Genomic DNA, 24,204 nt, shown 5'->3' on the forward strand with positions numbered 1-24,204 from the left:
CCCGGAGCCCCTCGAAGCGGTCACAAAAGCGCAGGTCAGAGGCGTGTTCCGCAACCGCTGAAAAAATTTGCCGGATTCGAGCGAACGGGTGGTGTCGATACGCCGGATTCCGTCCGCGGCGACCGGAACCGGTCACTCCGGCATGATCACGGGTATGGAACCGGTGGATGTCGCCCGTGAACTCGTCGCTGATCGCTTCCCGGACGCCGCGTGGGCGCTGCTGACCGGCAGCGTGGTCGGACCGCACCGGACCGCCGGCTCCGATCTGGACATCGTGGTGATGGACGAGTCCGATCCGGGGCATCGGGAGAGCCTGCGCTACCGGGGGTGGCCGGTGGAGTTGTTCGTGCACACCCGGGAACGGCTCGACGGTTTCCTGGAGCGGGAGAAGGCCCAGCGTAAGCCGAGCGCGCACCGGATGCTGGCGCACGGCGTGGTCCTGTTCGGCGACCCGGGCGACCTGCCGTCCCGGTGTGCGCGGGTGCTCGCCGAGGGCCCGGGCCCGTTGACCGGCGCCCAGCACGACTGGCTGCGCTACAGCCTGACCGACGGCCTGGACGACCTCCAGCACGCGACCGACCCGGGTGAACGCACCGTGATCGCCGCTGGACTGTGGACCGGCACCGGCGAGGCGGTGCTGTCGCTGGCCGGCCGGTGGGTCAGCTCCGGCAAGTGGCTGCTGCGCGAGCTGCGCGAACACGACCCGGAGTTCGCCGAGCGCTGGCTCGCGGCGCGGGACGACCCGGCCGCGCTCGCCGGCGAGGTGCTGACGAGCGCGGGCGGCCCGCTGTTCGAGGGGTACCGGGCGGATTAGGCGTGATCATGACCCGCAGGTGCGGGTGGCTGACGGCCGCGGCGTGACCGTGCTCAGCGGCGCCGGCTGAGTGCCACGCCGACCAGGGCGACCGCGCCACCGGCCAGGGCCAGGGGATGGGGAGTTTCGGACAGCAGCGGCCACGCCATCAGGATGGTCAGCGGCGGCACCAGGTAGGTGGTGACGCCGAGGCGCCCGGCGTTCATCCGGGTCAGCGCGTACGCCCAGGTGCCGAACGCCACAGCGGTCGGCACCACGCCGAGATAGACCACCCCGGCGATCGAACCGGCCGGCGCGTCCCGCAGGTCGTCGATCAGCCCGCCGGTGAACGGCAACGTCGTGATCATGCCAACCGTGCAGGCCATCTGGGTGACCTGCAGCGCGGGCAGCCGCCGCAGCGCGGGCTTCTGCAGGGTGACGCCGATCGCCCAGGCGGCCGCCGAGAGCAGGCAGAGCGCGACACCGAGCGGGTCGGCGGCGGTGTCACCGTGCCCGGCGAAGCCGATCAGCAGCACGCCGCAGAACGCCACGCCGATGCCGATCAGCAGGCTGCGCGGGAAGCCCTCGCCGAGGAACGCGCCCGCCAGCAGAGCGATCAAAATCGGACCGACGTTGACGAGCATGGCCGAGGTGCCGGCGTCCAGGCGTTGCTCGGCGGCGTTCAGCGCGACGTTGTAGAAGCCGAACCAGACGATCCCGCAGCCGATCACCAGAGCCCACTCGCGTCCGGTCGGTTTCACCCAGCTGCGGGTGGCGAGCAGGGCGAGGGTGAGCGCGATCGTCCCGGTGGCGAGGCGGCCGAGCGCGAGCGGGCCGGCGTCGAAGTGGGCGTGCACGGCGCGGATCGCGACGAACGCGGAGGCCCAGGCGGTGATGGTGATCAGGACCGCGACGAGCACGGTGACGGGTGGGCGGACGCGGGTGTCGGACACGGCGGGGACGGACATGGGGTCACCGTAGAGCCGGAACTGTTCGGCCGTCGCCGCAGTATCGCGACGACGGCCGGGGATCACCGGGCGCGGGCGCCGAGCAGGGCGCTCAGGCCCCCGGCCCGCTGCAGTTTCTGCCAGCCGAGGCGGATGCCGCCGAGCGCCGCGAGGGTCGACTGGATCAGCACCAGATACATCAGCTGGCGATAGACGAACTGCTGGATCGGCACCCGCCAGATCGGCCGCAGCGATTCCGCGTCGAGCCGGAACGCATAGACCGTGCTGAACACCTGGACGGCCAGCATGGTGAGCCAGGCGAGCACCGTTTCGGCCGGATTCAGGAACAGCAGCCCGTAAATCAGGAAAACGTCGATGAGCGGCGACAACAACGGCATCAGGGTCTGGAACAACGCGAGATTGAGCAATCCCCGCCGTCCGAAACTGCCCTTCTCCACCACTGCCCGGCGGTGCTTCCACATCGCCTGCATGGTGCCGTAACTCCACCGGTAGCGCTGCCGCCACAACTGCCCGACGGTGGCCGGCGCCTCGGTCCAGGCCCGCGCCCGCTCCTCGTAGACCACCCGCCAGCCGGCCCGGACGATCGCCATGGTCAGGTCGGTGTCCTCGGCCAGGGTGTCGTCGCTGAGCCCGTCGACCTGCCGCAACGCCTCGGTCCGGAACGCGCCCACGGCACCCGGGACGGTCGCCATGCAGCCCATCACGTCCTGCGCGCGCCGGTCGACGCTGAAGCCGACCACGTACTCGATGTGCTGCCAGAGCGCGATCATCCCGGTCCGGTTGGCGATCTTCGCGTTGCCGGCGACCGCCCCGATCGCGGGGTCGGCGAACGGCTGGACCAGCAGGCGTACGGTGTCCGGCTCGAACACCGTGTCGCCGTCCATCATCACCACGACGTCGGTGTCCGCGGCCGCGATGCCGGCGTTCAGGGCGGCCGGCTTGCCACTGTTGGGCTGGCGGAGCACTGTCACGCCGGGCAGCCCGAGGGACTCGGCGATCTCGGCGGTGCCGTCCGTGGACCCGTCGTCGACCACGATGATCCGTACCGGATGGGTGCTCGCCACCAGCGAACCGAGAGTGTCGGCGATGCATTCCTTCTCGTTGTAGGCCGGCACGATCACCGTGACCGGCTCGGTGAACACCGGCCCCCAGCGGTGCCCGGACCTGCCGCGGCGGGCGTGCCGCCGGCCCAGGACCAGCATGAACAGCAACCGCGCCACGGTCAGTACCCCGAAGATCAGCAGCAGCCCGGAGAACCACACCGACACGTGCGTGGCGATCTGCACCGCGCCGACCAGGCCCAGCCCGAGCGCCTGCTCACCCGCTGTCGCATCCGGGTTGACCGTCGCCATCCCGGAGACCGCGGCCACCGTGGTGAACGTGTACCCCTCGGCGAGCAGCGCCGGGATCACCTCGCGCAGCGCGTCGGCGGTCAGCGACCGGTCCCCGCCGCCGTCGTGGAAGAGCAGCACCGCCCCCGCGCCGTCGTCCGGAGTCACCGCCTCGACGATGTCGTCGACCGTGACGTCTTCCTCCCAGTCCCGGCTGTCCAGGTCGTTGACCACGGTGAGATAACCCTGCTCACCCATGTCCTGCATGACGGCCCAGCTGTCGTCGTCCAGCGCGGCCACCGTCGACGAGTACGGCGGCCGGAAGATCACGCTGGTCACCCCGGCCGCGCCGGCCAGCGCGAGCTGGGTCTCGCGCATCTCGACGGTGCGCCGCCACTCGCTCGCCCCGGACAGCTCGGGGTGGGTGTAGGTGTGGATGCCGATCTCGTTGCCCGCCTCGGCGACCTGTCTGACCAGGTCCGGGTACTCGCTGATCTGTGAACCGATCATGAAGAACGTGCCGGTGACGCCGTATTCGGCGAGCACCTCGAGGATCTCCGGGGTGTACTCGGGGTCGGGCCCGTCGTCGAAGGTGAGCACGATCTGCTTGTCCGGCACCGACACGCTGGTGGTCGTGGTCCCGTCGGTCGCGATGAGCGGCCCGCCGGTGAGCGCCTCGGCCGGCACCTGCGAGGTCTGCGTGGTGGCCGCGGTCGCCCCGTCCTGCGTGAATTCACCCTGAACGAGCCCGTTCACCAGAAGAATGCTCGCGAACAAACTGATGAGCACGGCGAAAACGATCCATCGTGGACGCGGCCGGTGAATTCTCCTCGGTTCCTTCGGCACAGTTTCCCTTTCGTTTCCGGAACGGCCCGGAATCCCTGGGTGAGGAACCTAGAAATGCAATCTTGGCGGGCCCTGTGCGCGACCCGGCCCGCTTCTGTGCGAAAAAGTGACAGTGCGTATCCGTGGCGATTACCGAAATGGCGCCGGAATTCTGGGACCATGCGGCATGACTGTCCTTCGCACGGTGGCCACCGCCGATCTCACATCGAGCGATCGTGCCCGTCTGCGCGCCCTGCTCGACGACGCCTTCGCCGGAAACTTCGACGACCACGACTGGGAGCACACCCTCGGCGGGTTGCACATCCTGATCTCTGTGGACGGCACCCTGATCGCGCACGGCGCGGTGGTGCAGCGCCGCTTCCTGCACCAGGGCCGCTCCTGGCGGTGCGGCTACGTCGAAGCGGTCGCCGTGCACCCGGCCCACCGGCGCCGCGGCTTCGCCACCGCGGTGATGACCGAGGCCGAACGCATCATCGACAACGGCTACGCCCTCGGCGCCCTGTCAGCGTCCCGGGCCGGCCGGGCCCTCTATCTGACCCGCGGCTGGCACCTGTGGCCAGGCGGCACGGCGGTAGTCACCCCCACCGGCATCCGTCGCACCGAGGAGGACGACGACAGCACCCTGGTCCGCCCCGTCCCCGACGGCACCCCGCTCAACGAGGCCGCCCTCTTGATCTGCGACTGGCGCGACGGCGACGTCTGGTAACCCCGCCCTCGCCGCCCTCGCCGGGGCGGCCGGGCCCGCCGGGGCGGCCGAGGGCCGCCGGCGTGCCGGCCCGCCGTGGTCCAGACCGTGGCCCGGTCCGGGGCCGTGGCTGGTCCTCAGGGGTGTGTCAGAGGCCCGGAGGCACCCCTGGGGACCAGCCGGGGCCGTGGCGGCCTGCGTGGTCCGTTTGGCCCGCGGTCCGCTTGGGGTTGCGGGGTCGTTGGGTCCGGGCTGGTTGCTAGGGGTGTCTCGGAGGTGCGGAGGCACCTCTGGGGACCAGCCGGGGGAACTCGAGGCGGGGGGCATCTCGGTCACCGGCAGGGCGGGGTTGGCGGCGGCGAAGCCGCGCAGCTCAGGGTCGTCGAGCAGGGCGACGATCCGGGCCACCGGGAGCTGCCGGGACCGTGCCGCAGCTCGGCGGACCTGCTCGTCCGGATCGGTGAGCAGGTCGTCCAGCAGGGCCGGACCGGCTTGAGTGCCTGTCGGAGCCCGCGCTGCCCGGGTCGATGTCGATGGCGGACAACTGCTCCTCGGTCAGCACCGGGTGCAGGGAGACCGCGGTCCGGACCGACGGGTCCGGGTCCGCCCCGAGACGGACCGCTTGGGCCGCGGTCAGCTGCCGACGGCCCGCGAACGCCCGCCGGACAGCGGGCAGCGGATGGGCGAGCGGGTCGCGGGTGGCTTCCTCCATCAGCTCACCGATCAGTTCCTCGTCGGTGAGCATCCCCCGTTCGCTCCAGCTCAGATACCGCTCCAGGATCCGCGACAACGCGGACTCCGGGCGGGGCAGGTCGCGGACGTTCTGGATCCGTTGCCGGACCAGCGGGTCCGGGTCGTCGTGCAGCCGCAGCCGGATCTCCGCGGCGATCGATCGGTTGCCGGCGAGAGCGGCGCGCACCCACGGATCGGGGTGCCCGGCCATCGCGGTGACGGCCGTGGCGGACAGTGGCTCGCGCTCGGCGAGCCCGTCGGCCGCGGCCCCGCCGTGCTCCGCGATGAGCCGGAGCACAGAGGGCCGGGCAACGCGGGATTCACCGCGAGGCCCTCCAGGACGACGTCCGGCTCCGGCAGGGCCGGCCAGTGGCGTTTCACGTGTGACGAACGGCTCCAGGCCTCACCCACGTGCATCCGGCCCCCTGACGGATCGACGTGAGTGCCAGCGTAAGTCGACGAAACTGCTGGTCAAGGTGGCTTTTCGCCCGATCGTCGCGGGTCTGGCGGGTCCGGTAGGCTGGACCTGGCATCCGAAATCCCCCACGGCGGATCTCAGTCGTGGACGGGGGAGGCTCACGTCGTACCCGGGAAAGAACAAGGACCACCGTCGGCCGCAAGCGATGCGGTTGGTTCGGCGCCGCAGGCGCGGCGGTCTCAACCCCGATTTTGTACGGAGTGAAAGCGGCCGTTCTCCGCAGCGTCGCCCGGGTCCGGTCCCGGTGCTGCGTGAGCGTGTCGTGGTGATCACCCGCAGGTCGCGGGGTGCCCCAGGTTCGTCGGGCGCCGCGACGGCGGGCACAATGGGAGGGTTGTTGCCGTGGGGATGTCAGGAGGAACGGTGGCGCTAGAGGTACGGCCGAAGGAGTGCGTCGTCGCAGTCGACGGCCCGTCCGGCTCGGGCAAGTCCACCGTCTCCCGTCGTCTGGCGACCGCGGTCGACGGCGTGTATCTGGACACCGGCGCGATGTACCGCGCGGTGACCTGGGCGGTGCTGCAGGCCGGTGTGGATCTGACCGATCCGGACGCCATCGCGAAGATCGCGCTGGAGACCGAGTTGTCGATCGGCACCGACCCGGCGGCACCGCATTTCGCCGCCAACGGGACGAATGTCGACGAACCCATCCGGGGCGCCGAGGTGACCGGAGCGGTCTCCGCCGTGGCCGCGGTGCCGGCGGTCCGCAAACACCTGGTCGCGCTGCAGCAGGCGATCATCGCGTCGCAGCCGCGGATCATCGTCGAGGGCCGGGACATCGCCTCGGTGGTCGCGCCGGACGCTGATCTGAAGGTTTATCTGACCGCCTCGGCCGCCGCCCGCGCCGCGCGGCGCAGCGCCGAGGACGCCACCGATGTGGCGGCCACCGAAGCGGACCTGGCGCGCCGCGACAAGCTGGACTCCAGCCGTGCTACCGACCCGCTGCGTCAGGCCTCCGACGCCCTCGAGGTGGACACCACCGGAATGGGTATCGACGAGGTCGTGCAGCACCTCCTGAGTCTGCTCGACAGCAAGGTAAGTAAGTGACTGAATTCCCCGCCGGCCTCGACATCAATGATTTCGAGGGCGGGATCGACTACGCCTCTGACTCCTCATCGCCGATCGATGACGAGTCCCATACCGGACCGGTGCCGGTCGTCGCCGTCGTCGGCCGCCCCAACGTCGGCAAGTCGACGCTGGTCAACCGCATCATCGGCCGCCGCCAGGCGGTCGTCGAGGACGTTCCCGGGGTGACCCGGGACCGGGTGCCCTACGACGCGCAGTGGACCGGTCGCCGGTTCACCGTCGTCGACACCGGCGGCTGGGAACCCGACGCCAAGGACCGGGCCGGCGCGATCGCCGCCCAGGCCGAGATCGCGGTGCAGACCGCCGACGTGGTGATCTTCGTCGTGGACGTCACGGTCGGCGCCACCGACGTCGACGAGGCCGCGGTGAAGATGCTGCGGCGCAGCCACAAGCCGGTCATCCTGATCGCGAACAAGGCCGACAACCAGAACCTCGAGCTCGAGGCGGTGTCGCTGTGGTCGCTCGGCCTCGGCGAGCCGCACCCGATCTCGGCGCTGCACGGCCGCGGCTCCGGTGACCTGCTCGACGACATCCTCCGCGCGCTGCCGCCCACCCCGCCGATCATCGAGGGCGCCCCGCGTGGCCCGCGCCGGATCGCGCTGGTCGGCCGGCCCAACGTCGGCAAGTCCAGCCTGCTCAACCGGATGGCCAAGGAGGAGCGCGCGGTCGTCGACTCGGTCGCGGGCACCACGGTCGACCCGGTCGACAGCCTGGTCGAGATGGACGGCGAGATCTGGCAGCTGGTCGACACGGCGGGCCTGCGCAAGCGCGTCCACCAGGCGTCCGGCACCGAGTACTACGCCGCCCTGCGCACCGCCGGCGCCGTCGAGGCCGCCGAGGTCGCCGTCGTCCTGCTGGACGCCGGCGACGTGATCAGCGAGCAGGACCAGCGAGTGATCACCCAGGTGATCGAGTCCGGTCGCGCCCTGGTGATCGCCTTCAACAAGTGGGACCTCGTCGACGAGGACCGCCGGTTCTACCTGGACAAAGAGATCGACCGCGACCTCAAACGAGTGACCTGGGCGATCCGCGTCAACATCTCGGCCAAGACGGGCCGCGCGGTCGACAAGCTCGCGCCGGCCGTCCGCCGGGCGCTGGCCGGCTGGGAGCAGCGGGTACCGACCGGTGCGCTGAACCAGTGGCTGACCGCGTTGACGCAGGGGACGCCGCACCCGGTTCGGGGTGGGCGCGCGCCTCGCGTGCTCTTCGCGACCCAGGCCGGGGCTGCTCCGCCGCGGTTCGTGCTGTTCACGACCGGGCCGTTCGACGCGGGGTACCTGCGGTTCATCGAGCGCAAACTCCGTGAGGAGTTCGGGTTCGAGGGGACGCCGATCGAGATCTCGGTGAAGCCGAGGAAGAAGACCGGGCCGGGGGGTCGCGGAAAAGCGCATGGGTGAGGTTGGTAAGCTTTAGGAGATGTCGCGCGGGGCTGAGGTTCCGGGCGGGATCGGGCTGTAGCGCAGCTTGGTAGCGCACTTGACTGGGGGTCAAGGGGTCGCAGGTTCAAATCCTGTCAGCCCGACAGCGGAGGGGTTTCCACAGGTCAGCGACTTGCGGGAGCCCCTTTTTCGTGTCTGACGACGTCACCGGGATCGAGCACGCCGCTTGTAGACCCCTTGACTCGGCAGGTGACGAGAGATGCCCCTACTGAAGCTCGACCGACTGTGCGAAGGCCTGGAGAAGGGCGACTGGGCCGGCTTCCTGCGCGACTGGGACCGCGCCCTACGGGCCGGGAATCACCCGGAAACGACCCGCTACAACTACCTCCTCGCAGCCGCCCAATTGGGTAAATATCTGGCGCAGGAATCTCCGGACTACGACGCCCGCGACGCCGCGAAAGACCCGACCCTGGTGACGAAGGGACACGTCGAGTCCTTTCAGTCCTGGATGATCGAAACCCGCTCGGCGTCGACCGCGCTGAACAAGCACAAGAGCCTGCAGCAGTTCTTCAAGTACCTCCTCGAGGAAGAGGAGATCGACAAGTCCCCGATGGCGCGGGTGAAGCAGCCGATCGTTGAGCAGAAGCTCGTCGCGATCATGGGTGACGACGACACGAAGAAGCTGCTCGACTCGACCAAAGGCAAAACGTTCCTGGCGTTGCGCGACGAAGCGATCATCCGGCTGTACTACAACACCGGCGCCCGTCTGTCCGAGATCGGCAACCTGAAGCTGACCGATCTGGACATGAACACCGAGTCGGTGCTGCTGCACGGCAAAGGCGCCAAAGACCGCCGGGTCCGATTCGGTCCGAAGACGTCGCGGGCCATCGCCCGCTATCTACGGGCCCGCGCCAAGCGGAAAGACGCCGACAAGGTGCCGCAGTTGTGGCTGGCCGAACGAGGCGGGAAACCCCTCGCCCCGAACGGCATCAAAATCATGCTGAAGCGACGCGGAGCCACGGCCGGCGTCGAAGGCACGCACGCGCACCGGTGGCGGCACAACTTCGCCCACGAGTGGCACAAGAAGGGCGGCAACACCGGCGACCTGATGCTGCTGCTCGGCTGGGCGTCGGAGGACATGCCACGCCGGTACGGGGCGAGCGCGGCCGCGGAGCGGGCACAGGAACTCCAGTCCCAGATGGGCATCGGCGAGCGCGTCTGAGCCAAGGCCAGTCCCGACAAGAGGCCGGCCGCCTTCGGATCTTCACCAAGGAGAGGGGCGGCAACCCCCGGCAACCCCCGACAACCGGAGACAACTATCGGTGTGGCGGCTCGCTGGCCGAGGATGGAACCACGCACCGCAGGCAGGCCGCTACGTGCACTTTCATCTAGTCAAGGTGTCCACGATCGAGGCACGCCGGCAGCGAGAGCGCGGCTGGGTAACCCGTACAGGATTGCCAGCCGCGCTCTCGGAGGGTTCGTCCGGCGCACGTCTGCGGCCGACAACGGGGGAGGGGAGGCGCCGTGGAGCGCTCGCGTGCGGTGGCGCTGATCGAGGAGCTGCTGGGCCATCTGCTGGAAGGTCAGGGGGAGCGGCCTTTGAGCCTGATCCGCGAGGTTTACGTCTTCGGGTCCTTCGCGCGTGGTGCTCTGCAGCCGGGTGACGTCGACTTGGACGTGGAGTTCGACAAGGACTGGGCGTGGTCGTCGGCGTTCGTTGACGCGCTGAGCGCGGGGCACGACGGGTACCTTGCGCTTCGCCGGCCGCTCGCGGGACGCAGGCGTGGGATGCAGTTCATGTTCAACGGCCATGAGGCGGCGGACTTCCCGATGACGCTGTTGTGGCGTCGCGGGGATGATCTGAGCACTGCGCTGGCGCGGCTTCATGAGATCAAGCCGGATCCGACGGCGGGTCGGGCCGAACGGCACGCGATGTTGCCGCAGTTCGAGGGGCTGGACCGGTGGCTGCCGCGTTTTGTTCGCGCGCACTTCGTTGAGGCCATCGATCGGGGCGCGATCACCGTTGAGCGGCTGACCCTTCCGGATGCCGAGCCCAGACATCTGGCTCACCCCGTGGTGGATGAGCATCTTTGGATGCGCTGGCCGCCGACGAGTCCTCTGTATCGTTCGGCGGGCGCGGTCTTCGCGTATCTGATCGATCGAGGGGTCGACCCTGCCGGGTTGGTCCTGCACAAGCGCAAGGTCGGTCGTGGAGCGACTCCATACTTTGCCAGCTTCGCCATGTCTTATCTGCGAGGCATACCTTGGGCTTTAACCGAAGGTGGCGGCCGCGAATGGATCGAAGTGGTCCACCCGGTCAAGCGCGGTGAACTTCACGCGCTGCGGGTGCTCCCGGCCTCTGTCCCGAAGCTGAAGGAGCTGGACTGGTTCCGGTAGCTGAGAGCGGCTCAACGGTGAGGCGGCAACGCTCTGACCTGCGAAAATGTGGGATGCCGACCCTACTTTAACCGGCAGGTTATTGGTTCACGCCGCCGGGTGTCACCGGATGAATTCTCGGTGCCACTGTCCTGCCTGCCGGTTCCACGATAGGTCGAGAATTCGGATACGTCCACCTTGGGCGCCTTATTTTCTGGTGATCGGGGCGAGTGCAACGGGCTGTCGCTAAGCCGCTAGAAAATTGACCGTAGCGATAGCGTTCATCATCGTTCGTCGCGATTCCACGGGGCCTCTGGTCGGGACATCTTGTTGGGTGCGGCAACTCCCGGCAACCGGAGACAACTTTTCCGGTGGCCAGATCTGATTGATGATCGTAGAGCGGACTGCTCATGCAGTACGCGTTCCTTCGCCGAGTCAAGGTGTCTTCCTTTGCTTTCAGGCGAGGGCTTAATCGTCAATTTGGGAGATGAGGCCTTGCTGAATCTTGAGAAGGTCTGCCACGGCCTCACCCCGGTCTGGTTCGGCTACCTGCGGGACTGGGACCGATCTCTACGGTCGGGCAACTATCCGGAGACGACTCGATACAACTATCTGCTCGCCGGCGCGCAGTTGGGCCGCTTCCTGGCTGAGGATGCTGGGGGTCTGGAAGCGGCGGAGGCGGCGAGGGATCCGACCGAGGTCGAGCGCGGTCATGTCGAGGAGTTCCAGGCGTGGATGGTGCGGACCCGGTCGGCGTCGACGGCGTTGAACAAGCACAAGGGCTTGCAGCAGTTCTTCAAGTGGTTGGTGGAGGAAGAGGACCTGGAGCGGTCACCGCTGGATCGGGTGAAGCAGCCGAAGACCGGGCAGACGCTGATCCCGATCCTCGGCGATGACGACACCGCGAAGATCCTGACCACGTGCAAGGGCAAGGACTTCCTCTCGCTGCGCGACGAGGCCATCATCCGTGTCTTCTACAGCACCGGCGCCCGACTGTCCGAGGTCGCGGGACTACAAATGTCCGAGGTCGACCTCAACAACGACACGTTGCTGTTTCACGGTAAGGGCATGAAGGACCGCCGGGTGCGGCTCGGGTCCAAGGCCGGCCGGGCGTTGAGCCGATATCTGCGGCAGCGTGAACGTCGTCGCGTTTCCGGCACGCCGGCGTTGTGGCTGCCGGCGAAGGGCGAGGTGCCCTTGGCCGCCAACGGCATCAAGATCATGCTGCGGCGCCGCGGCGAGCAGGCCGGAGTGGCGAACGTTCATGCGCACCGCTGGCGACACAACTTTGCCCACGAATGGAAGCTGGCCGGGGGCGATACGGGGGATCTGATGCTGGTCCTGGGCTGGTCGTCCGATGATATGCCGCGCCGTTATGGAGCGAGTGCGGCGGCGGAGCGGGCGCAGCTGACGCATGCCCGGCTGCGTATCGGTGACCGGATCTGACTTTGGGGGAGGGCGGACATGGCGTTGACCGAGCGGCAACGAGTGCGGCGGGCGCGGATCGCGGCGCATGCGTCGTGGGCGAACACCGCGGACAGGCAAGGGCGGACCGCTCCGGCAACGTCGGCGTTTTTGGCCCGGTTCGAGAAGCAGGTGGATCCGCTGGGTGTGCTGGAACCGGAGATCCGGACGCAGATGGCTGTCCATGCCCGGCGGGCGTACATGTTGCAACTGGCAGAGAAGTCTGCGAAGGCGCGGGCGCGCCGTTCTGCCGACGGTTGAGGTGACACCCGTTCGGGTTGTTGGTGTCGGGCGAGGCTCGTGATGGGCTGCTCGCCGGGACGAGAGATTTATCGGATCATTTCTAGGGAGGTGCGGCGTGACTAGTTATGCCGTTGACGTTGAGGGCCGTGCGCTGATCCGGACATGGCCTACCGGCAGTGGGCTTCGTGCCGCAGTGGTCAGCGCGGTTCCGTCGCAGGCGGGTGCGGGCGACGCGTTCGCCCTGGCGGCTGAGCTGACTGGCCTGTCTGCGGCGTTATGGCGGTGCTATACCCATCCTGCCAGTGCTGCGGCGAGCATGGAAGTGAACTCAGAGGGTTGGCGGCGTCAACAGGAGCGGGACGCCTTCAGCTCGGTGATGGGCAACGTGCAGAATCCGGAGCTGCCGGATGAGGACGGGATGCTGCTGGTCAGCTATGACCTGGTGGAGGAGTCCGCGCATCGGGTAGGCCGAGCGCTGCACGCCGTCGACGATCCGGGGCTGCGCGATGCGGTGCGCGCGGAGGTCGAGGCAGAGATCCAAGCAGTGAAGATGGCCGAGCGCGGCGATTTGACGGGCCGCGCGGTACAGGCTGTGGTCCTCAGCCGTGCCGGTGCGAGCCCGGTCCAGGTGGCTGCGGCGGACGCTGTGTTGCGGGACAACCCGTTGGGTGGCCGGCAGTTGTTCGAGGCGTTCGACCCGACCGCGGCGTCGGTGGCCGCCGCTCACTGGCTGAAAGCCGCAGTCGATGTCGTGGGGCAGGCGTCCGGGCTGGAGGAGTCTCAGGTTCTTCCCGCTGCTGACGGCATCGAGGCCTTGCCGTATGAGTCGCCGGCTGAGGTGCTGAGCCTGCTGGAGTTCAGCCGGTCGGTGTATCAGGTAATCGTTGAGATGGTCGCCGACGCGATGCTGGTCGCCGAAGGGCTCGTCTCGGACTTTGATGCCATCGCGATCGCGCGGGAGGCAGATCAGCCCGACGACGCCGAGGACGACGTTGCCGAGCCGGTGCGCGTGACGCTACTCGACCCGCGCAGGCCCGCCCTCGACCTCCTCGAAGATCTGGTGTCGGCGATCTGGGGATGCCGGATGTTGTACGAGGAGTATGTCGACGCCGGGGATGACGAGGCGGCTTCCGATGTTGAGGGGCAGTTTTGCGCCGCTGTCCGCGCCGAGGCGGAGAAACACGCCGAGCGGCTCATGTAGCTGTACAACTACAGCGGATTTGAAGGACAGGCCGCGCGCCGGCACCCGCGATTCGTACCGCTCCGACATGCCGATCCAGGGGTATGCGAGCTCGGCCTCACCATCGAATGTCGTGCATGGGCAGGCGTCTCGTTGCAGTCGGCGGACACCCTGACGCATCGGCCCTCTACCGGCGTACGACCTGCTGACCTGCTCAGTCGTCGCTGATACACGCACACGAGTGCGGCCAGGCCCCCTGAAACCCGGCCCGCTCGGTCCCGTGAAACACACTGGCAGTGTGGGGGTCGGGGAGGGTGAGTGGTCTCTTCTGGAAAGGCGGCTTGCCGATCTTCTCCCAAATTTGCTAAACGGATTTTTTGCTCAGTGAAAAATGTAGCGCACGAGAGTAAAGGGGTCTGTTTATCGCTCGATGGAATTTCTACCAGGTGCTTCCTGGGGCGCTTTGCGCCGAGACTGACGCCCCGTCGTAGCCCAGGTTCCTAGGATGCTTAGGGAGTCATGACATAGCCATGAAAGAGTTGTCCTCGCCGGTGATCATTTGCGTTTCCGGCCCTGGGCGCTAGGTAGCCGGGCTTCGCCGCAGCAAGATCGACCAGCTGGCCGGGTATCCCTGAAGCGCAAACCACGGCGCGCCGAGCGGGATTTGGAGTGGCGCAGATCCGCGAGCAGGGGTGGCTTTTGTGGAATGCCAGTACCGATCATCGACGGTCTGCGGCGGCGACAGCGCGGTGCTCCGGCTGGCACTCTGCGCTGCCTGGCTGCCGTTCGCCGCGACCGTGAGCGCCGACGTGAGCGAAGTGCGGCCATCGGTCTGACCGGTAGGACGGCCGCGGCAGGCGACAGGGTTCAGGCGGCGGGGGTTACCTGGACTGGTGGTATGCGGTCCACGCGTCACCATCGACGTCGCCGCGTAGGCCAACGTTCTTTCTCGTACGCGCGGCGGGGCCTGACGGGCCGGCGATGAGCCGCCTTCATACAAGCTTCATATCCGTCGCGGTAGGAGCTTGATGTCTTTCGAGTGTTCTGGACCTACCGCCAGCCTCGTCGCGATATTTACTGAATAGGATGTTATGTCGGGAAGGGTGTGAGTGTGCAGCGTGTCCTGGTCGTTGATGACGAGTCCAAGATCCGGATGACCGTGCGTGGCTACCTCGAGGCCGACGGTTTCGCCGTGATCGAGGCGACCGATGGCCCCACCGGTCTGAAGGCCGCCCTGCACCAACGCCCGGATCTGGTGATTCTGGACGTGATGCTGCCCGGCCTGGATGGGTTCGAGGTGCTGCGCCGGCTGCGGGAGAGCAGCCGGGTGCCGGTGATTCTGCTGACCGCTCGTGCGGACGAGATCGACCGTCTGATCGGGTTCACCGCCGGCAGCGACGACTACGTGACCAAGCCGTTCAGTCCCCGCGAGCTGGCTCTGCGGGCCCGGGCTATCCTGCGGCGCATCGAGCCCGGCGGCACCGAACCGGACGCCGCGCTGCGCTTCGACGGCCTGACCGTCGATCCGGGCACGCGCAGTGTGCGGCTGGACGGCGACCGCCCGGTCGAGCTGTCGGCTCTGGACTTCGACCTGCTGATGGCGATGGCCCGCGCGCCCGGCCGAGTCTCACCCGGGTGGCCTACTGGCCGAGGTCTGGGGCGACGACTTCTTTGGCGACGAACGGGTCATCGACGTGCACATCCGGACGCTGCGCAAGGCGCTCGACGACGACGCCGCGGCGCCACGGTTCGCCGGCACCGTCCGTAACGTCGGCTACCGCTTCGTCGGGATCGCGCAGTGAGTCTGTCGTTGCGTACGCGCCTCGCCCTGTCGCACGTCTTCGTGCTGGTGATGACGACAGGCACCGTGTGGATCGCCGTCGAACTGCTGAAGGGTCCGCCTCACACGCCGTTCGACGTCGACCTCGCCGTCGAGGTCGGCCTGTTGGTCGGCGTGGTCACCGCGCTGCTGGCCGGGGTGTTGCTCTCCCGGTTTCTGCTGCGTCCGCTCGACGCGGTGCGTGCGGCCACCCATCGCCTGGCTCAGGGCTACTACGGCGACGTTTTGGCCGTGCCGAACGAGCCTGAGCTGGCCGCGCTCGTCGGCGACGTCAACACCCTCGCCGCGGCGCTGGCCGACACCGAGCGTCGCCGGGCGCGGCTGGTCTCGGAGATCGCGCACGAGATGAAGACGCCGATCACCATCCTGCGCGGCCAGATCGAGGGGATCGCGGACGGGATCTTCCCGTCGGACGAGGCGATGTTCGCCTCGCTGACCGACGATCTGGCTCGGCTGGAACGGCTGGCCGGTGACCTGTCCAGCTTGTCGGTGGCCGAGGAGGGCGCGTTCGTGCTGCACCGGCGGACCACCGACATGGCGCGACTGACCCGGGCAGTCGCCGAGCGGCTGCGGTCACAGTACGACGACCACCAGGTGACCCTGTCGGTCGCGGCGGACAGCCCCGTGGTGGCGTCCTGTGATCCGGACCGGGTCACCCAGGTTCTGGTCAACCTGCTGGGCAACGCCCTCGTCGCCTGCGAGCCGGGGGGTCGGGTATGGATCGGGGCCCGCGCCGCTGTGGGGCCGTCGCCGCAGGTGGTGGTCCAGGTCGCCGACGACGGCATCGGCATCGGCGAGGCCGATCTGCACCGCATCTTCAGCCGTTTCGAACGCGTCGCTCGCCCGGGCCGGCCGGCGCCGGCCGGAGGCAGCGGCATCGGGTTGACCATCGCGCGGGGCATCGCCCGAGCCCACCGCGGTGACGTCGTCGCGGCGTCACCCGGCCCCGGGCGCGGCGCCACTTTCACCTTCACCATTCCGATCGGTTCCAAGGAAGCAGGGAGTACATGATGCGGCGGTTGGCAGTGACATCCGGCGTGCTGGTGACAGCTCTCGCCGTCGGCGCGTGCGGCAGCGGCGACGACACTGCGAGCCCGTCGGCGGCAGCCAGTTCGGCCGGCCAGGGCGGGCCGGGCGGTCGCGGCGGGCCGGGCGGCTCGGGCGGTCCAGGCGGCGGGATGGGGAACATGCAGACGTTCACCGCGGTGAACCTGAACACGAACGGCGACAGCCCCGGCGGCGCGAACACCGCGACCGTGGCCGCGGCGGCGAAGGCGTTCCTGGCCACCCTCGACGCGACCCAGCTCACCAAGATCAACCTTGCGTTCACCGACAACCAGTCGCGCCAGACCTGGTCGAACTACCCGGCCACCACGGTCGCCCGCAAGGGCGTCGCGCTCAAGGACCTGAGCGAGACGCAGCGCACAGCGGTGATGGCGATGCTCAAAGTCGCACTCAGCGCCGACGGCTATCAGCAGGTGCTCGACATCCAGAAGTCCGACGACTACCTGAACACCCTCGGCGGCCAGGGCGCCGACGGGTTCGGCAGCCTGGTCGACTACTACGTCGCCGTGTACGGCACCCCGTCGGCCACCGATCCGTTCCAGATCCAGTTCGGCGGGCACCACCTGGCGCGCAACCTCACCTACAACGGCGACAAGGTCAGCCAGACCCCGCAGTTCGTCGGCTCGGAACCGACCTCGTTTGAGGTCGGCGGCAAGACCGTGGCGCCGGTCGAGCCGGAGTCCAGCACCATGTTTGCGATGGTCGCCGCCCTCAGTGCCGACGAGAAGGCCGCGGCGAAGCTGACCTCGGGCACCTACGACGACCTGATGATGGGCCCCACCCACGACGACGGTGAGTTCCCCGCCTCCGAGGGCCTGGTCGTCTCGACGCTGACCGCCGCGCAGAAGAAGCTGGTCACGGCGGCGCTCGCGGCGTACATCGACGACCTGGCCGACGACGCGGCTGCCAAGGCCCTCGCGAAGTACACGTCCGAGCTGGATTCGACCAGGATCGCCTGGGCGAACAACACCGGCCCGACCGACGAGAGCAGCTACATCCGCATCGACGGCCCGAGCGTTTGGATCGAGTTCATCAACACCCGCAGCATGAGCACCCCGAACATCCACTACCACTCTGTGTACCGGGACAAGAACAATGACTACGGCAGCACCGACCCGTCATGAGGTTCGCCCGGCTGATCGCGTGCGTCGTCCTGGCGTACGCGGTCATCGCGGGTCTGGCGCCCGGCGGCGTCGCCGCCCATCCGATCAGCGCGACCGCCATCCTCCTCGATCCCGGCTCGGCGACCGTGACCGGAAAGGTCCAAGTGCCGATTGACCGCCTCGAGGTGGCGCTCGGTGAGTCGCTCACCACGACGACCCCGGACAAGATCAAAGAATTGCGGGGGTACGTGCTGAGCCGCGCTGCCGCGTCCGGAAGCGCCGGAGTATGGGCCGTCGACCTGAGCGGCGGACGCGTCGAGAAGGTCGACGGCGTCGACCACCTGGTCTTCGACCTGACCTTGACCCCACCGGACGGCAAGGTCGGCGACTTTACGTTCGACTACGACGCGATTCTGCATAAGGTGGTCAGTCATCAGGTGTTCGTCGCGGTCCGGCAGCCGGGCGCGGACGGCTACACCAGCCTCGGCGTGCTCGACTGGCGCGGCCACACGATCACCGTGCCGGCCGCCGGCCCCGCCACCGAGGACGGCTTCCTTCCCTCATTACGGCTGGGCGTGAAGCACATCGCCGGCGGCGCCGACCACCTGCTGTTCCTGATCATGCTGCTGCTGCCGGTGCAGGCGCTGTCCCGGGGCCGGCGCTGGGTCCGCGGCGGTGACCTGCGTCGCCACGGCGTGCGGGTGGTGCACGTGGTTACCGCGTTCGCGATCGGCCACTCGGTCACCCTCGCGCTCGGGGCGCTCGGCTGCATCTCGGTTCCGACCCGGGTGGTGGAGTGCCTGATCGCAGTCTCCATCCTGGTCTCCGGCTTGCACGCGATCCGCCCGCTGGTCCCCTGCGGCGAGGCGTGGATCGCCGCCGGGTTCGGGCTCATGCACGGCCTCGCCTTCGCCGCGCTACTCGGCGACCTCGGCCTGGGCCGCGGCTCGCTCCTCGCCGACCTGGTCGGCTTCAATCTCGGTATCGAGCTGACCCAGCTCGCGGTGGTGGGGTTGCTGATGCCGTCGCTGCTGGTGCTGAGCCGGACCCGCGTCTACCCGGTGCTGCGCACCGGGCTGGCCGGCACCGGCGTCGTGCTCGCCGCGGCCTGGCTGGCCGAGCGGACCACGCTGCTCGACACGAATCCGCTCGACGCGGTCACCGACGCGATGGTCGCGCATCCGTTCACGATCGCCGCGCTGGTCGCCGCCGTCGCGGCGGCGAGCCGGTCGGTGCCCGGGCTGCGCGCGAGGCATGACGAGATCTGAGGTTGGCGGGCTCATCGTGGATGCCCGCCGCATGAGGTTCGCTCGGCGGTGCAGGCGCCGGTCCGTTGGTCTCAGCGAGGTCAGGATCCAGAAGGTTAGGGGTTCGAGTCCCTTCGGGCGCACAAAAGATCAAGGCCGTGAACTGCGGAAACAAAGGCCACGGACTCTCTACTTCCCAAATTCTTCCCGACTTCTCCCATATAGTGGAAGTTGGGTGATCGATAGGTAATGCTGTGTCGCGGCCGTGTAGTTCCATAGTGGATTTATGGTTTGAGCTGGACTTCTATCGCAAATCCTGGCCTAAAGCCTCCGCCCCTGTCCCGCTACGTTGCGCAGTGCCAGGGCAGGTTTCGTCATCGCCGGCTGGCTTCTTCAGCCGATCAACAGGCGTCTCAGCTCATGGGCGACGCGGACCTGCCGGGTGGAAGGTGCTGGAAGGTTTGAGCTGTGCCCACTGAATTCCGGTCTGTGTGACGCTGTCAGCTAGGATTTTGGGATGACTACTCGCGCTGAGTCCGCAGCTGCTACAGCGCGCGCGCTTCTTGATGCTGCCTCAAGCCTTCTCGATGAAGGGGGACCCGAGGCGGTGACCCTGAGGGCGGTCGGGTCCAGGGCCGGCGTCTCCAGAGGGGCCCCATACGGTCATTTCGTCGACAAGGAGGATCTACTTACCGCTCTGGCTGTCAGGGGGTGGGAGCAAATGGGCGCAGACCTCGAACGGCTGCGAGCAGATCGGCAATCGTCCGGCCGGGACCGCCTCTACGAGGCTGTGCTCGTGTTCTTGACCGTCGCGCGGGAACGCCCTCATCTCTACGCGCGGATGTTCGTCACCCCGTCGCGGGAGCCGCAGACCTTGATTGATGCGGCATCTGCATCCCAGGACGCCTTTCTCTCGATCGTCGCGGACGTCGTCGGTCAAGACGACGCCCTGCGCAGCGGTGCTCTCCTCATCACCAGCGCCCATGGCATCGCAGGCATGGAGCACAGCGGGCAGATGGGCGAGGCGAAGTGGGGCACGACGGGCAATGAGCTCGTACACCAGCTCATCGCACTCTTCGGGCGCTGAGAAGCCGAGCGCGGAACGCCTCCCGATTTCACTTGACGCTGTCACATGAACCGCCGTATGGTGGTTCGTATGACAACGTCATATCAAACGGCTCAACTTGCCATCGTCACCGGAGCCTCTACGGGTATCGGTAGGGCCACCGCTGAGCGTCTGGCGGCGGACGGCTTCCACGTGCTCGCCGGTGTTCGCAAGCAGGCAGATGCCCAGAAGATCGCCGCTCCCGGCATCGAGCCGGTCATTCTCGACATCACCAACGACGATCACATCGCGTCGCTCCTGGACCGGGTGACGCGGGATCCTGACGGGCGTCCGCTCAGGGTGCTCGTCAACAACGCAGGCGTCGCGGTCAACGCGCCGGTCGAAGTTCTCTCGATCGAGGACTGGCGTTATCAGTTCGACGTCTCGGTCTTCGGCCAGATCGCGCTCACCCGAGCGTTGCTCCCGCTCCTTCTGGCCAGCCACGGGCGGATCGTGAACGTCACGTCGGTGGGAGGCCGGGTCGCCATGGCGAACTTTGGCGCCTACTCGGCCGCGAAGTTCGCCATGGAGGCCGTGTCCGACTCGTTGCGCCGCGAGGTCGAAGCATTCGGCGTCACGGTCGTCAAGATCACTCCCGGGGCGGTAAGCACCAATCTCACCGAGAGCGGGCTTGCTGCCGCCGCGCGGATCACCGACACCATGACCGCTGACCAGCGCGAGCGCTACGACGAACTCGGCAGAGCGTTCACCGCTCAGGCGAAGGCCTTCGCTCGGGATGGAGTGTCCCCCGAACGTGCTGCGGCAGTGATCTCGAAGGCGGTGGCCGCCGGGCGGCCGAAGACGCGTTACACGATCGGACGCGACGGCGCCATGTTCACCTTCATGCCGCGCATCGCGTCGGACCGGTTGCTTGACTCCATGCTCCGCATGCAGAACAAGCGACTGGCCAAGACGAAGGGCTGACCTCTCAGTGAGTGTTTGAAAGTCCTGTCGTACGGCGTGTCCCTGGCTTGGGCGGAGGCGGTCCGAAGCTGACCGGGTGGAGCGTGAGCGTCGATATCCGTCGGACCTGACCGATGAGCAGTGGGAGATCGTGGAGCCGATGCTCCCGTTGATCATGTCGCCGGGACGGATCCCGAAGCATCCGCGTCAAGCGATGGCCGATGCGATCTTGTACGTGGTCCGTAGCGGCTGCTAGTGGCGTCAGTTGCCGATCGACTTCCCGCCCTGGCGGACCGTGTACTGGCAGTTCCAGCAGTGGGAGAAACGCCAGGTCACCGAACTCACCGTTGAATAACAACGCGAACGACTGCGCATGGCGGAAGGTCGCGAGGCCGAGCCGTCGGCCGGCGTCATGGACTCGCAGTCGGTCAATGCCGCCGACATGGTCGGCAGGGACACCCGCGGCTACGACGCCGGAAAGAAGATCAACGGCCGGAAACGGTTCATCGTCACCAACACCCTCGGCCTGCTGGTCGTGGTCTGCGTGATGTCAGCGTCGCGGCAGGACCGCGACGGCGCAAAGGCGACCCTGCTCAGCACATATCTGTTCTCGCCGATCCGGCAGGTGTTTGCCGACCAGGGCTTCGCCGGCCGCCTGGTCGACTCGGCCGCCGAAACGCTCAACACCACCGTCGAGATCGTCCGCAAGCCCGCCGACCAGGTCGGCTTCGTCGTACATCCGAAGCGGTGGGTGGTCGAACGCGGCCTTGCCTGGCTGACCGGCGACCGTCGCTTGGCCCGCGACTACGAACGTGATCCCGCAGTGTCCGAGGCATTGATCCGGTGGGCCGCGAGCAACACCATGATCCGCCGCCTCGACCGAGGTCGACCCGCCGCCCGCCAGGGTTGCCGGATGTTCAGCACGCCCGGATAACAGCACTCTCAAACACTCACTCAAACAGAAGCAGCCCTCGACTGGGCGCGGGCATTTCGTGTCCATCCACCGCGTAGTGATAACGAACATTAAGGAACAGACGCGCATGACTTCATCAATGATCGAGCAGAACCACGACCTCGGAGCGGGCGGCGAGACGGCCCTGCACTGGATCGCCGGCAGCTGGCTCGGGTCCGGCTCGGTCGACGAATCCGTGAACCCGTCGAACGGGCAGGTCCTCGGCACCTTTGACGTAGGAGGACTCGAGCAGGCCAAGCTTGCGGTGGCGGCCGCCCGCGACGTCTTCGACAATACGGACTGGGCGATGACCCCTGAAGTACGCTCGCGGGCGTTGACAGAGATGGCGGATCGACTGGAAGCGCGTAAGCACGAGGTTGCGCTCATGCTCGCCCGCGAGAACGGGAAGCGCCTGGTCGAGACGACGTGGGAAGTCGGATCGGCGGCGACAATGCTTCGCCACTCAGCGGCCTCCGCGCTGGTGCACACCAACGGACGCGCGACGAGCAGCACCCCCGGCATGCTGATCGACTCCCAACCGGTGGCCCGGGGAGTTGCCGGGATCATCACTCCCTGGAACAGCCCGGTCTACCTCACGATCAGGGCCGTTGGTCCGGCACTCGCTGCCGGATGCACGGTCGTGGTGAAGATGCCCGTTCAGACGGCCTTGACCAACAACCTCTTGGCCCAGGTGCTCGCCGAGTCGTCAACCCTTCCTGCCGGGGCAGTAAACATCTTCACCGAACCACATCGTGGCGGAGCAGTGCACCTCGTCGAGTCGACGGACGTGGACGTCATCTCGTACACCGGCAGCACAAACGTCGGTCGTGCCATCGCAGCATCGTGCGCTGCGGCTCTGAAGCCGGCGCTGCTCGAACTCGGAGGCAAAACGCCGCTGGTCGTGTTCGAAGACGCCGGCCTCGCTGTCGCGGTGCCCACCATCCTCACGGCCCTGACGCTCATGAACGGTCAGTTCTGCTGCACCGGGTCACGCATCCTCGTTCACCGAGACGTGGCCGACGAGGTCCGGGACCGACTGCGAGATGCTATCGGCGCTGTCCGGCTCGGTCCGGCCGAAGAACCCACCAGCGAGCTCGGGCCAGTCGTCGACCAGGCCAGCGTGGAGCGCCTCGAGAAGATCGTAGCCGACGCCACGACGTACGCCGACGTCATCGTCCGCGGCGGGCCTGTCACGGATGGGCCTCTGGAGGGAGGTGCCTTTTTCCGCCCGACGCTCCTCGAGGTCGACGACTCCGACGTGCCGATCGTGCAGGAAGAAGTGTTCGGTCCCGTACAGGTGATGGAGGTGTTCGAGGACGAGGCTGACGCGATCCGGCGCGCCAACGCGACCGAGTTCGGGCTCGCCGCGGCCGTCTTCACGCAGGACCGAGCACGCGCTCGACGCGTCGGACACGCCATCCAGGCTGGCGGCATGTGGCTGAACACGTGGGGACGACTCACCGATGAGTTCGAGACGACCGGCTGGAAGCAAAGCGGTCTCGGCATGGTCGGACCGCACGGCGTCGAGGCCTTCCAAAAGATCAAGGTCTACGCCGAAGGGCTCGCAGGCCACGCGTGACCTCTGGGCGCTCCCGGACAAGGCTGCCGAGGTAGTGCTTCGTCGATGAGGGCGCTCTGACCAACCGTTGTGCGAGTCGATATCAGCTCGCACTACGGTTTGACCCGCTCTTCGCCAACCCGCTCAACTCCCACCGGACTGGAAACACGTGGCGCTGCAAGTCCGGAAACTCGGTAGCCAGGGTGACCACGCCGGCGAGGACGACCAGCAGGCGGGCCCGGGCAGGCCGGGCAGCAACGTACCGGGCAGGAGCAGCGTGGCGCCAACGGCGGGGACAGCGAGGCACCTGACGGCACTCATCGGTCGCTGCTGCTGGCAGCGGCCAGGTCGCGGATCGACTGCAGCAGGATGGCGGGGGCGACGCCTTTGTGCAGGAAGCCACTGACGCCAGCAGGTATTCCCGTAGCTATGAGGTCTTCGGTCACGAAGGCGGTGTGCATGAGGATGCGTACGGTGGCGAGGCCGGGGTCGTTGCTGATCTGCCGGCTGGCTTCCACGCCGCTCAGACCTGGCATGTGGTTGTCCATGAGGACGACGTCAGCGGCACTGGCTCGGCAGCCGGCGATGGCCTCCACACCGGTGGATGCCTCGGCGACGACGCTCATGTCCGGATCGGCGTCGATCATCAAGCGAAGGGCTTCGCGGACGAGAGGTTGGTCATCGGCGAGCAGCACTCGGATGGTCATGAGGGATTCCTCCCGTGTTGGAACTGCGCAGACCTGTAGGAGTGCGCCGGAAGATCAATAGTGGCGGGTCCCTGCCTGATCCGAATCGTCCTGCCGCAGTGGTGCGGCTACTGCGAGCGCAGTACGAATCGGCGGACTGAGAGCCGCTGGGCCCGTTCTGGCCTAG

The 24,204-nt window shown here is 67.7% G+C and carries 21 protein-coding genes, 1 tRNA gene and 3 pseudogenes; 21 read left to right on the forward strand and 4 right to left on the reverse strand.

What is annotated here, in order from left to right:
- The first annotated feature begins 154 nt into the window (after positions 1-154).
- On the forward strand, positions 155-814 hold the full coding sequence (locus tag Apa02nite_RS40500) for a nucleotidyltransferase domain-containing protein (protein ID WP_203829785.1): 660 nt from the start codon (positions 155-157) through the stop codon (positions 812-814).
- Positions 815-867: 53 nt separating this feature from the next.
- Here the strand turns inward: Apa02nite_RS40500 and Apa02nite_RS40505 are convergent, their stop codons facing one another.
- Positions 868-1,761 carry a DMT family transporter gene (locus Apa02nite_RS40505; protein WP_203829786.1) on the reverse strand — a complete coding sequence of 298 codons (894 nt, stop codon included), beginning with the start codon at positions 1,759-1,761 and terminating at the stop codon, positions 868-870.
- 62 nt (positions 1,762-1,823) lie between these two features.
- Positions 1,824-3,881 (reverse strand): bifunctional polysaccharide deacetylase/glycosyltransferase family 2 protein, encoded by a 2,058-nt coding sequence (locus tag Apa02nite_RS40510; RefSeq protein WP_239164888.1) that lies wholly within the window; start codon positions 3,879-3,881, stop codon positions 1,824-1,826.
- 223 nt (positions 3,882-4,104) lie between these two features.
- On the opposite strand from Apa02nite_RS40510, the gene Apa02nite_RS40515 reads away from it, so the two are divergent.
- Positions 4,105-4,644, forward strand: a complete 540-nt coding sequence (locus Apa02nite_RS40515) for a GNAT family N-acetyltransferase (protein ID WP_203829787.1) — start codon at positions 4,105-4,107, stop codon at positions 4,642-4,644.
- A gap of 352 nt (positions 4,645-4,996) precedes the next feature.
- On the opposite strand, the gene Apa02nite_RS40520 is transcribed toward Apa02nite_RS40515, so the two are convergent.
- Positions 4,997-5,653, reverse strand: coding sequence for a hypothetical protein (locus Apa02nite_RS40520; RefSeq protein ID WP_203829788.1), 657 nt, complete (start codon positions 5,651-5,653; stop codon positions 4,997-4,999).
- Between the two features lie 528 nt (positions 5,654-6,181).
- On the opposite strand from Apa02nite_RS40520, the gene cmk reads away from it, so the two are divergent.
- The 19 genes and pseudogenes from cmk to Apa02nite_RS40605 all read left to right on the forward strand — a co-directional run bounded on the left by cmk (position 6,182) and on the right by Apa02nite_RS40605 (position 23,352).
- Positions 6,182-6,877, forward strand: coding sequence for a (d)CMP kinase (gene cmk, locus Apa02nite_RS40525; RefSeq protein WP_067694624.1), 696 nt, complete (start codon positions 6,182-6,184; stop codon positions 6,875-6,877).
- Between the two features lie 44 nt (positions 6,878-6,921).
- Positions 6,922-8,313 carry a ribosome biogenesis GTPase Der gene (gene der / locus Apa02nite_RS40530; protein ID WP_232344291.1) on the forward strand — a complete coding sequence of 464 codons (1,392 nt, stop codon included), beginning with the start codon at positions 6,922-6,924 and terminating at the stop codon, positions 8,311-8,313.
- A gap of 51 nt (positions 8,314-8,364) precedes the next feature.
- Positions 8,365-8,438 (forward strand) — tRNA-Pro (locus Apa02nite_RS40535).
- 116 nt (positions 8,439-8,554) lie between these two features.
- Positions 8,555-9,517: a tyrosine-type recombinase/integrase gene (locus tag Apa02nite_RS40540; protein WP_203829789.1), complete on the forward strand. Its 963-nt coding sequence runs from the start codon at positions 8,555-8,557 to the stop codon at positions 9,515-9,517.
- Positions 9,518-9,819: 302 nt separating this feature from the next.
- The gene (locus Apa02nite_RS40545; protein ID WP_203829790.1) at positions 9,820-10,692 is read left to right on the forward strand and encodes a hypothetical protein; all 873 of its coding nucleotides are present in this window, start codon (positions 9,820-9,822) and stop codon (positions 10,690-10,692) included.
- A 429-nt stretch (positions 10,693-11,121) separates the two neighbouring features.
- Complete coding sequence (locus Apa02nite_RS40550; RefSeq protein WP_239164889.1) at positions 11,122-12,117, forward strand: tyrosine-type recombinase/integrase; 996 nt, start codon at positions 11,122-11,124, stop codon at positions 12,115-12,117.
- 18 nt (positions 12,118-12,135) lie between these two features.
- Positions 12,136-12,396 carry a hypothetical protein gene (locus Apa02nite_RS40555; protein WP_203829791.1) on the forward strand — a complete coding sequence of 87 codons (261 nt, stop codon included), beginning with the start codon at positions 12,136-12,138 and terminating at the stop codon, positions 12,394-12,396.
- A gap of 97 nt (positions 12,397-12,493) precedes the next feature.
- Positions 12,494-13,579, forward strand: a complete 1,086-nt coding sequence (locus tag Apa02nite_RS40560; protein WP_203829792.1) for a hypothetical protein — start codon at positions 12,494-12,496, stop codon at positions 13,577-13,579.
- Between the two features lie 1,132 nt (positions 13,580-14,711).
- Positions 14,712-14,942: pseudogene (locus Apa02nite_RS51505) on the forward strand (response regulator); the annotation flags it as partial.
- 310 nt (positions 14,943-15,252) lie between these two features.
- Complete coding sequence (locus Apa02nite_RS51510) at positions 15,253-15,360, forward strand: winged helix-turn-helix domain-containing protein (RefSeq protein WP_239164890.1); 108 nt, start codon at positions 15,253-15,255, stop codon at positions 15,358-15,360.
- Positions 15,357-16,409 carry a sensor histidine kinase gene (locus Apa02nite_RS40570; RefSeq protein ID WP_203829793.1) on the forward strand — a complete coding sequence of 351 codons (1,053 nt, stop codon included), beginning with the start codon at positions 15,357-15,359 and terminating at the stop codon, positions 16,407-16,409. The genes Apa02nite_RS51510 and Apa02nite_RS40570 overlap by 4 nt, the downstream gene beginning before the upstream one ends.
- 14 nt (positions 16,410-16,423) lie before the next feature.
- Positions 16,424-17,587 (forward strand): DUF3500 domain-containing protein, encoded by a 1,164-nt coding sequence (locus Apa02nite_RS40575; protein ID WP_239164894.1) that lies wholly within the window; start codon positions 16,424-16,426, stop codon positions 17,585-17,587.
- The gene (locus Apa02nite_RS40580; protein ID WP_203829795.1) at positions 17,584-18,834 is read left to right on the forward strand and encodes a HupE/UreJ family protein; all 1,251 of its coding nucleotides are present in this window, start codon (positions 17,584-17,586) and stop codon (positions 18,832-18,834) included. The genes Apa02nite_RS40575 and Apa02nite_RS40580 overlap by 4 nt, the downstream gene beginning before the upstream one ends.
- A 496-nt stretch (positions 18,835-19,330) precedes the next feature.
- Positions 19,331-19,501: pseudogene (locus tag Apa02nite_RS51515) on the forward strand (helix-turn-helix domain-containing protein); the annotation flags it as partial.
- Between the two features lie 33 nt (positions 19,502-19,534).
- Positions 19,535-19,900, forward strand: a complete 366-nt coding sequence (locus tag Apa02nite_RS51520; RefSeq protein WP_239164895.1) for a TetR-like C-terminal domain-containing protein — start codon at positions 19,535-19,537, stop codon at positions 19,898-19,900.
- Positions 19,901-19,969: 69 nt separating this feature from the next.
- Positions 19,970-20,842 (forward strand): SDR family NAD(P)-dependent oxidoreductase, encoded by an 873-nt coding sequence (locus Apa02nite_RS40590; RefSeq protein WP_203829797.1) that lies wholly within the window; start codon positions 19,970-19,972, stop codon positions 20,840-20,842.
- 76 nt (positions 20,843-20,918) lie between these two features.
- Positions 20,919-21,176 (forward strand): annotated as a pseudogene (locus tag Apa02nite_RS52470) (transposase).
- Between the two features lie 18 nt (positions 21,177-21,194).
- Entirely contained in the window at positions 21,195-21,755 is a 561-nt protein-coding gene (locus tag Apa02nite_RS40600) for a transposase (RefSeq protein WP_203829799.1), read from the forward strand.
- Positions 21,756-21,873: 118 nt separating this feature from the next.
- On the forward strand, positions 21,874-23,352 hold the full coding sequence (locus Apa02nite_RS40605) for an aldehyde dehydrogenase family protein (RefSeq protein ID WP_203829800.1): 1,479 nt from the start codon (positions 21,874-21,876) through the stop codon (positions 23,350-23,352).
- 296 nt (positions 23,353-23,648) lie between these two features.
- Here the strand turns inward: Apa02nite_RS40605 and Apa02nite_RS40610 are convergent, their stop codons facing one another.
- Positions 23,649-24,038: a response regulator gene (locus Apa02nite_RS40610; RefSeq protein WP_203829801.1), complete on the reverse strand. Its 390-nt coding sequence runs from the start codon at positions 24,036-24,038 to the stop codon at positions 23,649-23,651.
- Positions 24,039-24,204 lie beyond the last annotated feature (166 nt).

Source organism: Actinoplanes palleronii, assembly GCF_016862315.1.
Lineage (GTDB): Bacteria > Actinomycetota > Actinomycetes > Mycobacteriales > Micromonosporaceae > Actinoplanes > Actinoplanes palleronii.

Excerpts from the sequence above, each read along its gene's own strand:
- Apa02nite_RS40500 (WP_203829785.1), top strand. The coding sequence starts at position 155 with ATGGAACCGGTGGATGTCGCCCGTGAACTCGTCGCTGATCGCTTCCCG.
- Apa02nite_RS40505 (WP_203829786.1), bottom strand. The coding sequence starts at position 1,761 with ATGTCCGTCCCCGCCGTGTCCGACACCCGCGTCCGCCCACCCGTCACC.
- Apa02nite_RS40515 (WP_203829787.1), top strand. The coding sequence starts at position 4,105 with ATGACTGTCCTTCGCACGGTGGCCACCGCCGATCTCACATCGAGCGAT.
- cmk (WP_067694624.1), top strand. The coding sequence starts at position 6,182 with ATGTCAGGAGGAACGGTGGCGCTAGAGGTACGGCCGAAGGAGTGCGTC.
- Apa02nite_RS40540 (WP_203829789.1), top strand. The coding sequence starts at position 8,555 with ATGCCCCTACTGAAGCTCGACCGACTGTGCGAAGGCCTGGAGAAGGGC.
- Apa02nite_RS40555 (WP_203829791.1), top strand. The coding sequence starts at position 12,136 with ATGGCGTTGACCGAGCGGCAACGAGTGCGGCGGGCGCGGATCGCGGCG.
- Apa02nite_RS40580 (WP_203829795.1), top strand. The coding sequence starts at position 17,584 with ATGAGGTTCGCCCGGCTGATCGCGTGCGTCGTCCTGGCGTACGCGGTC.
- Apa02nite_RS51520 (WP_239164895.1), top strand. The coding sequence starts at position 19,535 with ATGGGCGCAGACCTCGAACGGCTGCGAGCAGATCGGCAATCGTCCGGC.
- Apa02nite_RS40590 (WP_203829797.1), top strand. The coding sequence starts at position 19,970 with ATGACAACGTCATATCAAACGGCTCAACTTGCCATCGTCACCGGAGCC.
- Apa02nite_RS40600 (WP_203829799.1), top strand. The coding sequence starts at position 21,195 with ATGGCGGAAGGTCGCGAGGCCGAGCCGTCGGCCGGCGTCATGGACTCG.
- Apa02nite_RS40605 (WP_203829800.1), top strand. The coding sequence starts at position 21,874 with ATGATCGAGCAGAACCACGACCTCGGAGCGGGCGGCGAGACGGCCCTG.
- Apa02nite_RS40610 (WP_203829801.1), bottom strand. The coding sequence starts at position 24,038 with ATGACCATCCGAGTGCTGCTCGCCGATGACCAACCTCTCGTCCGCGAA.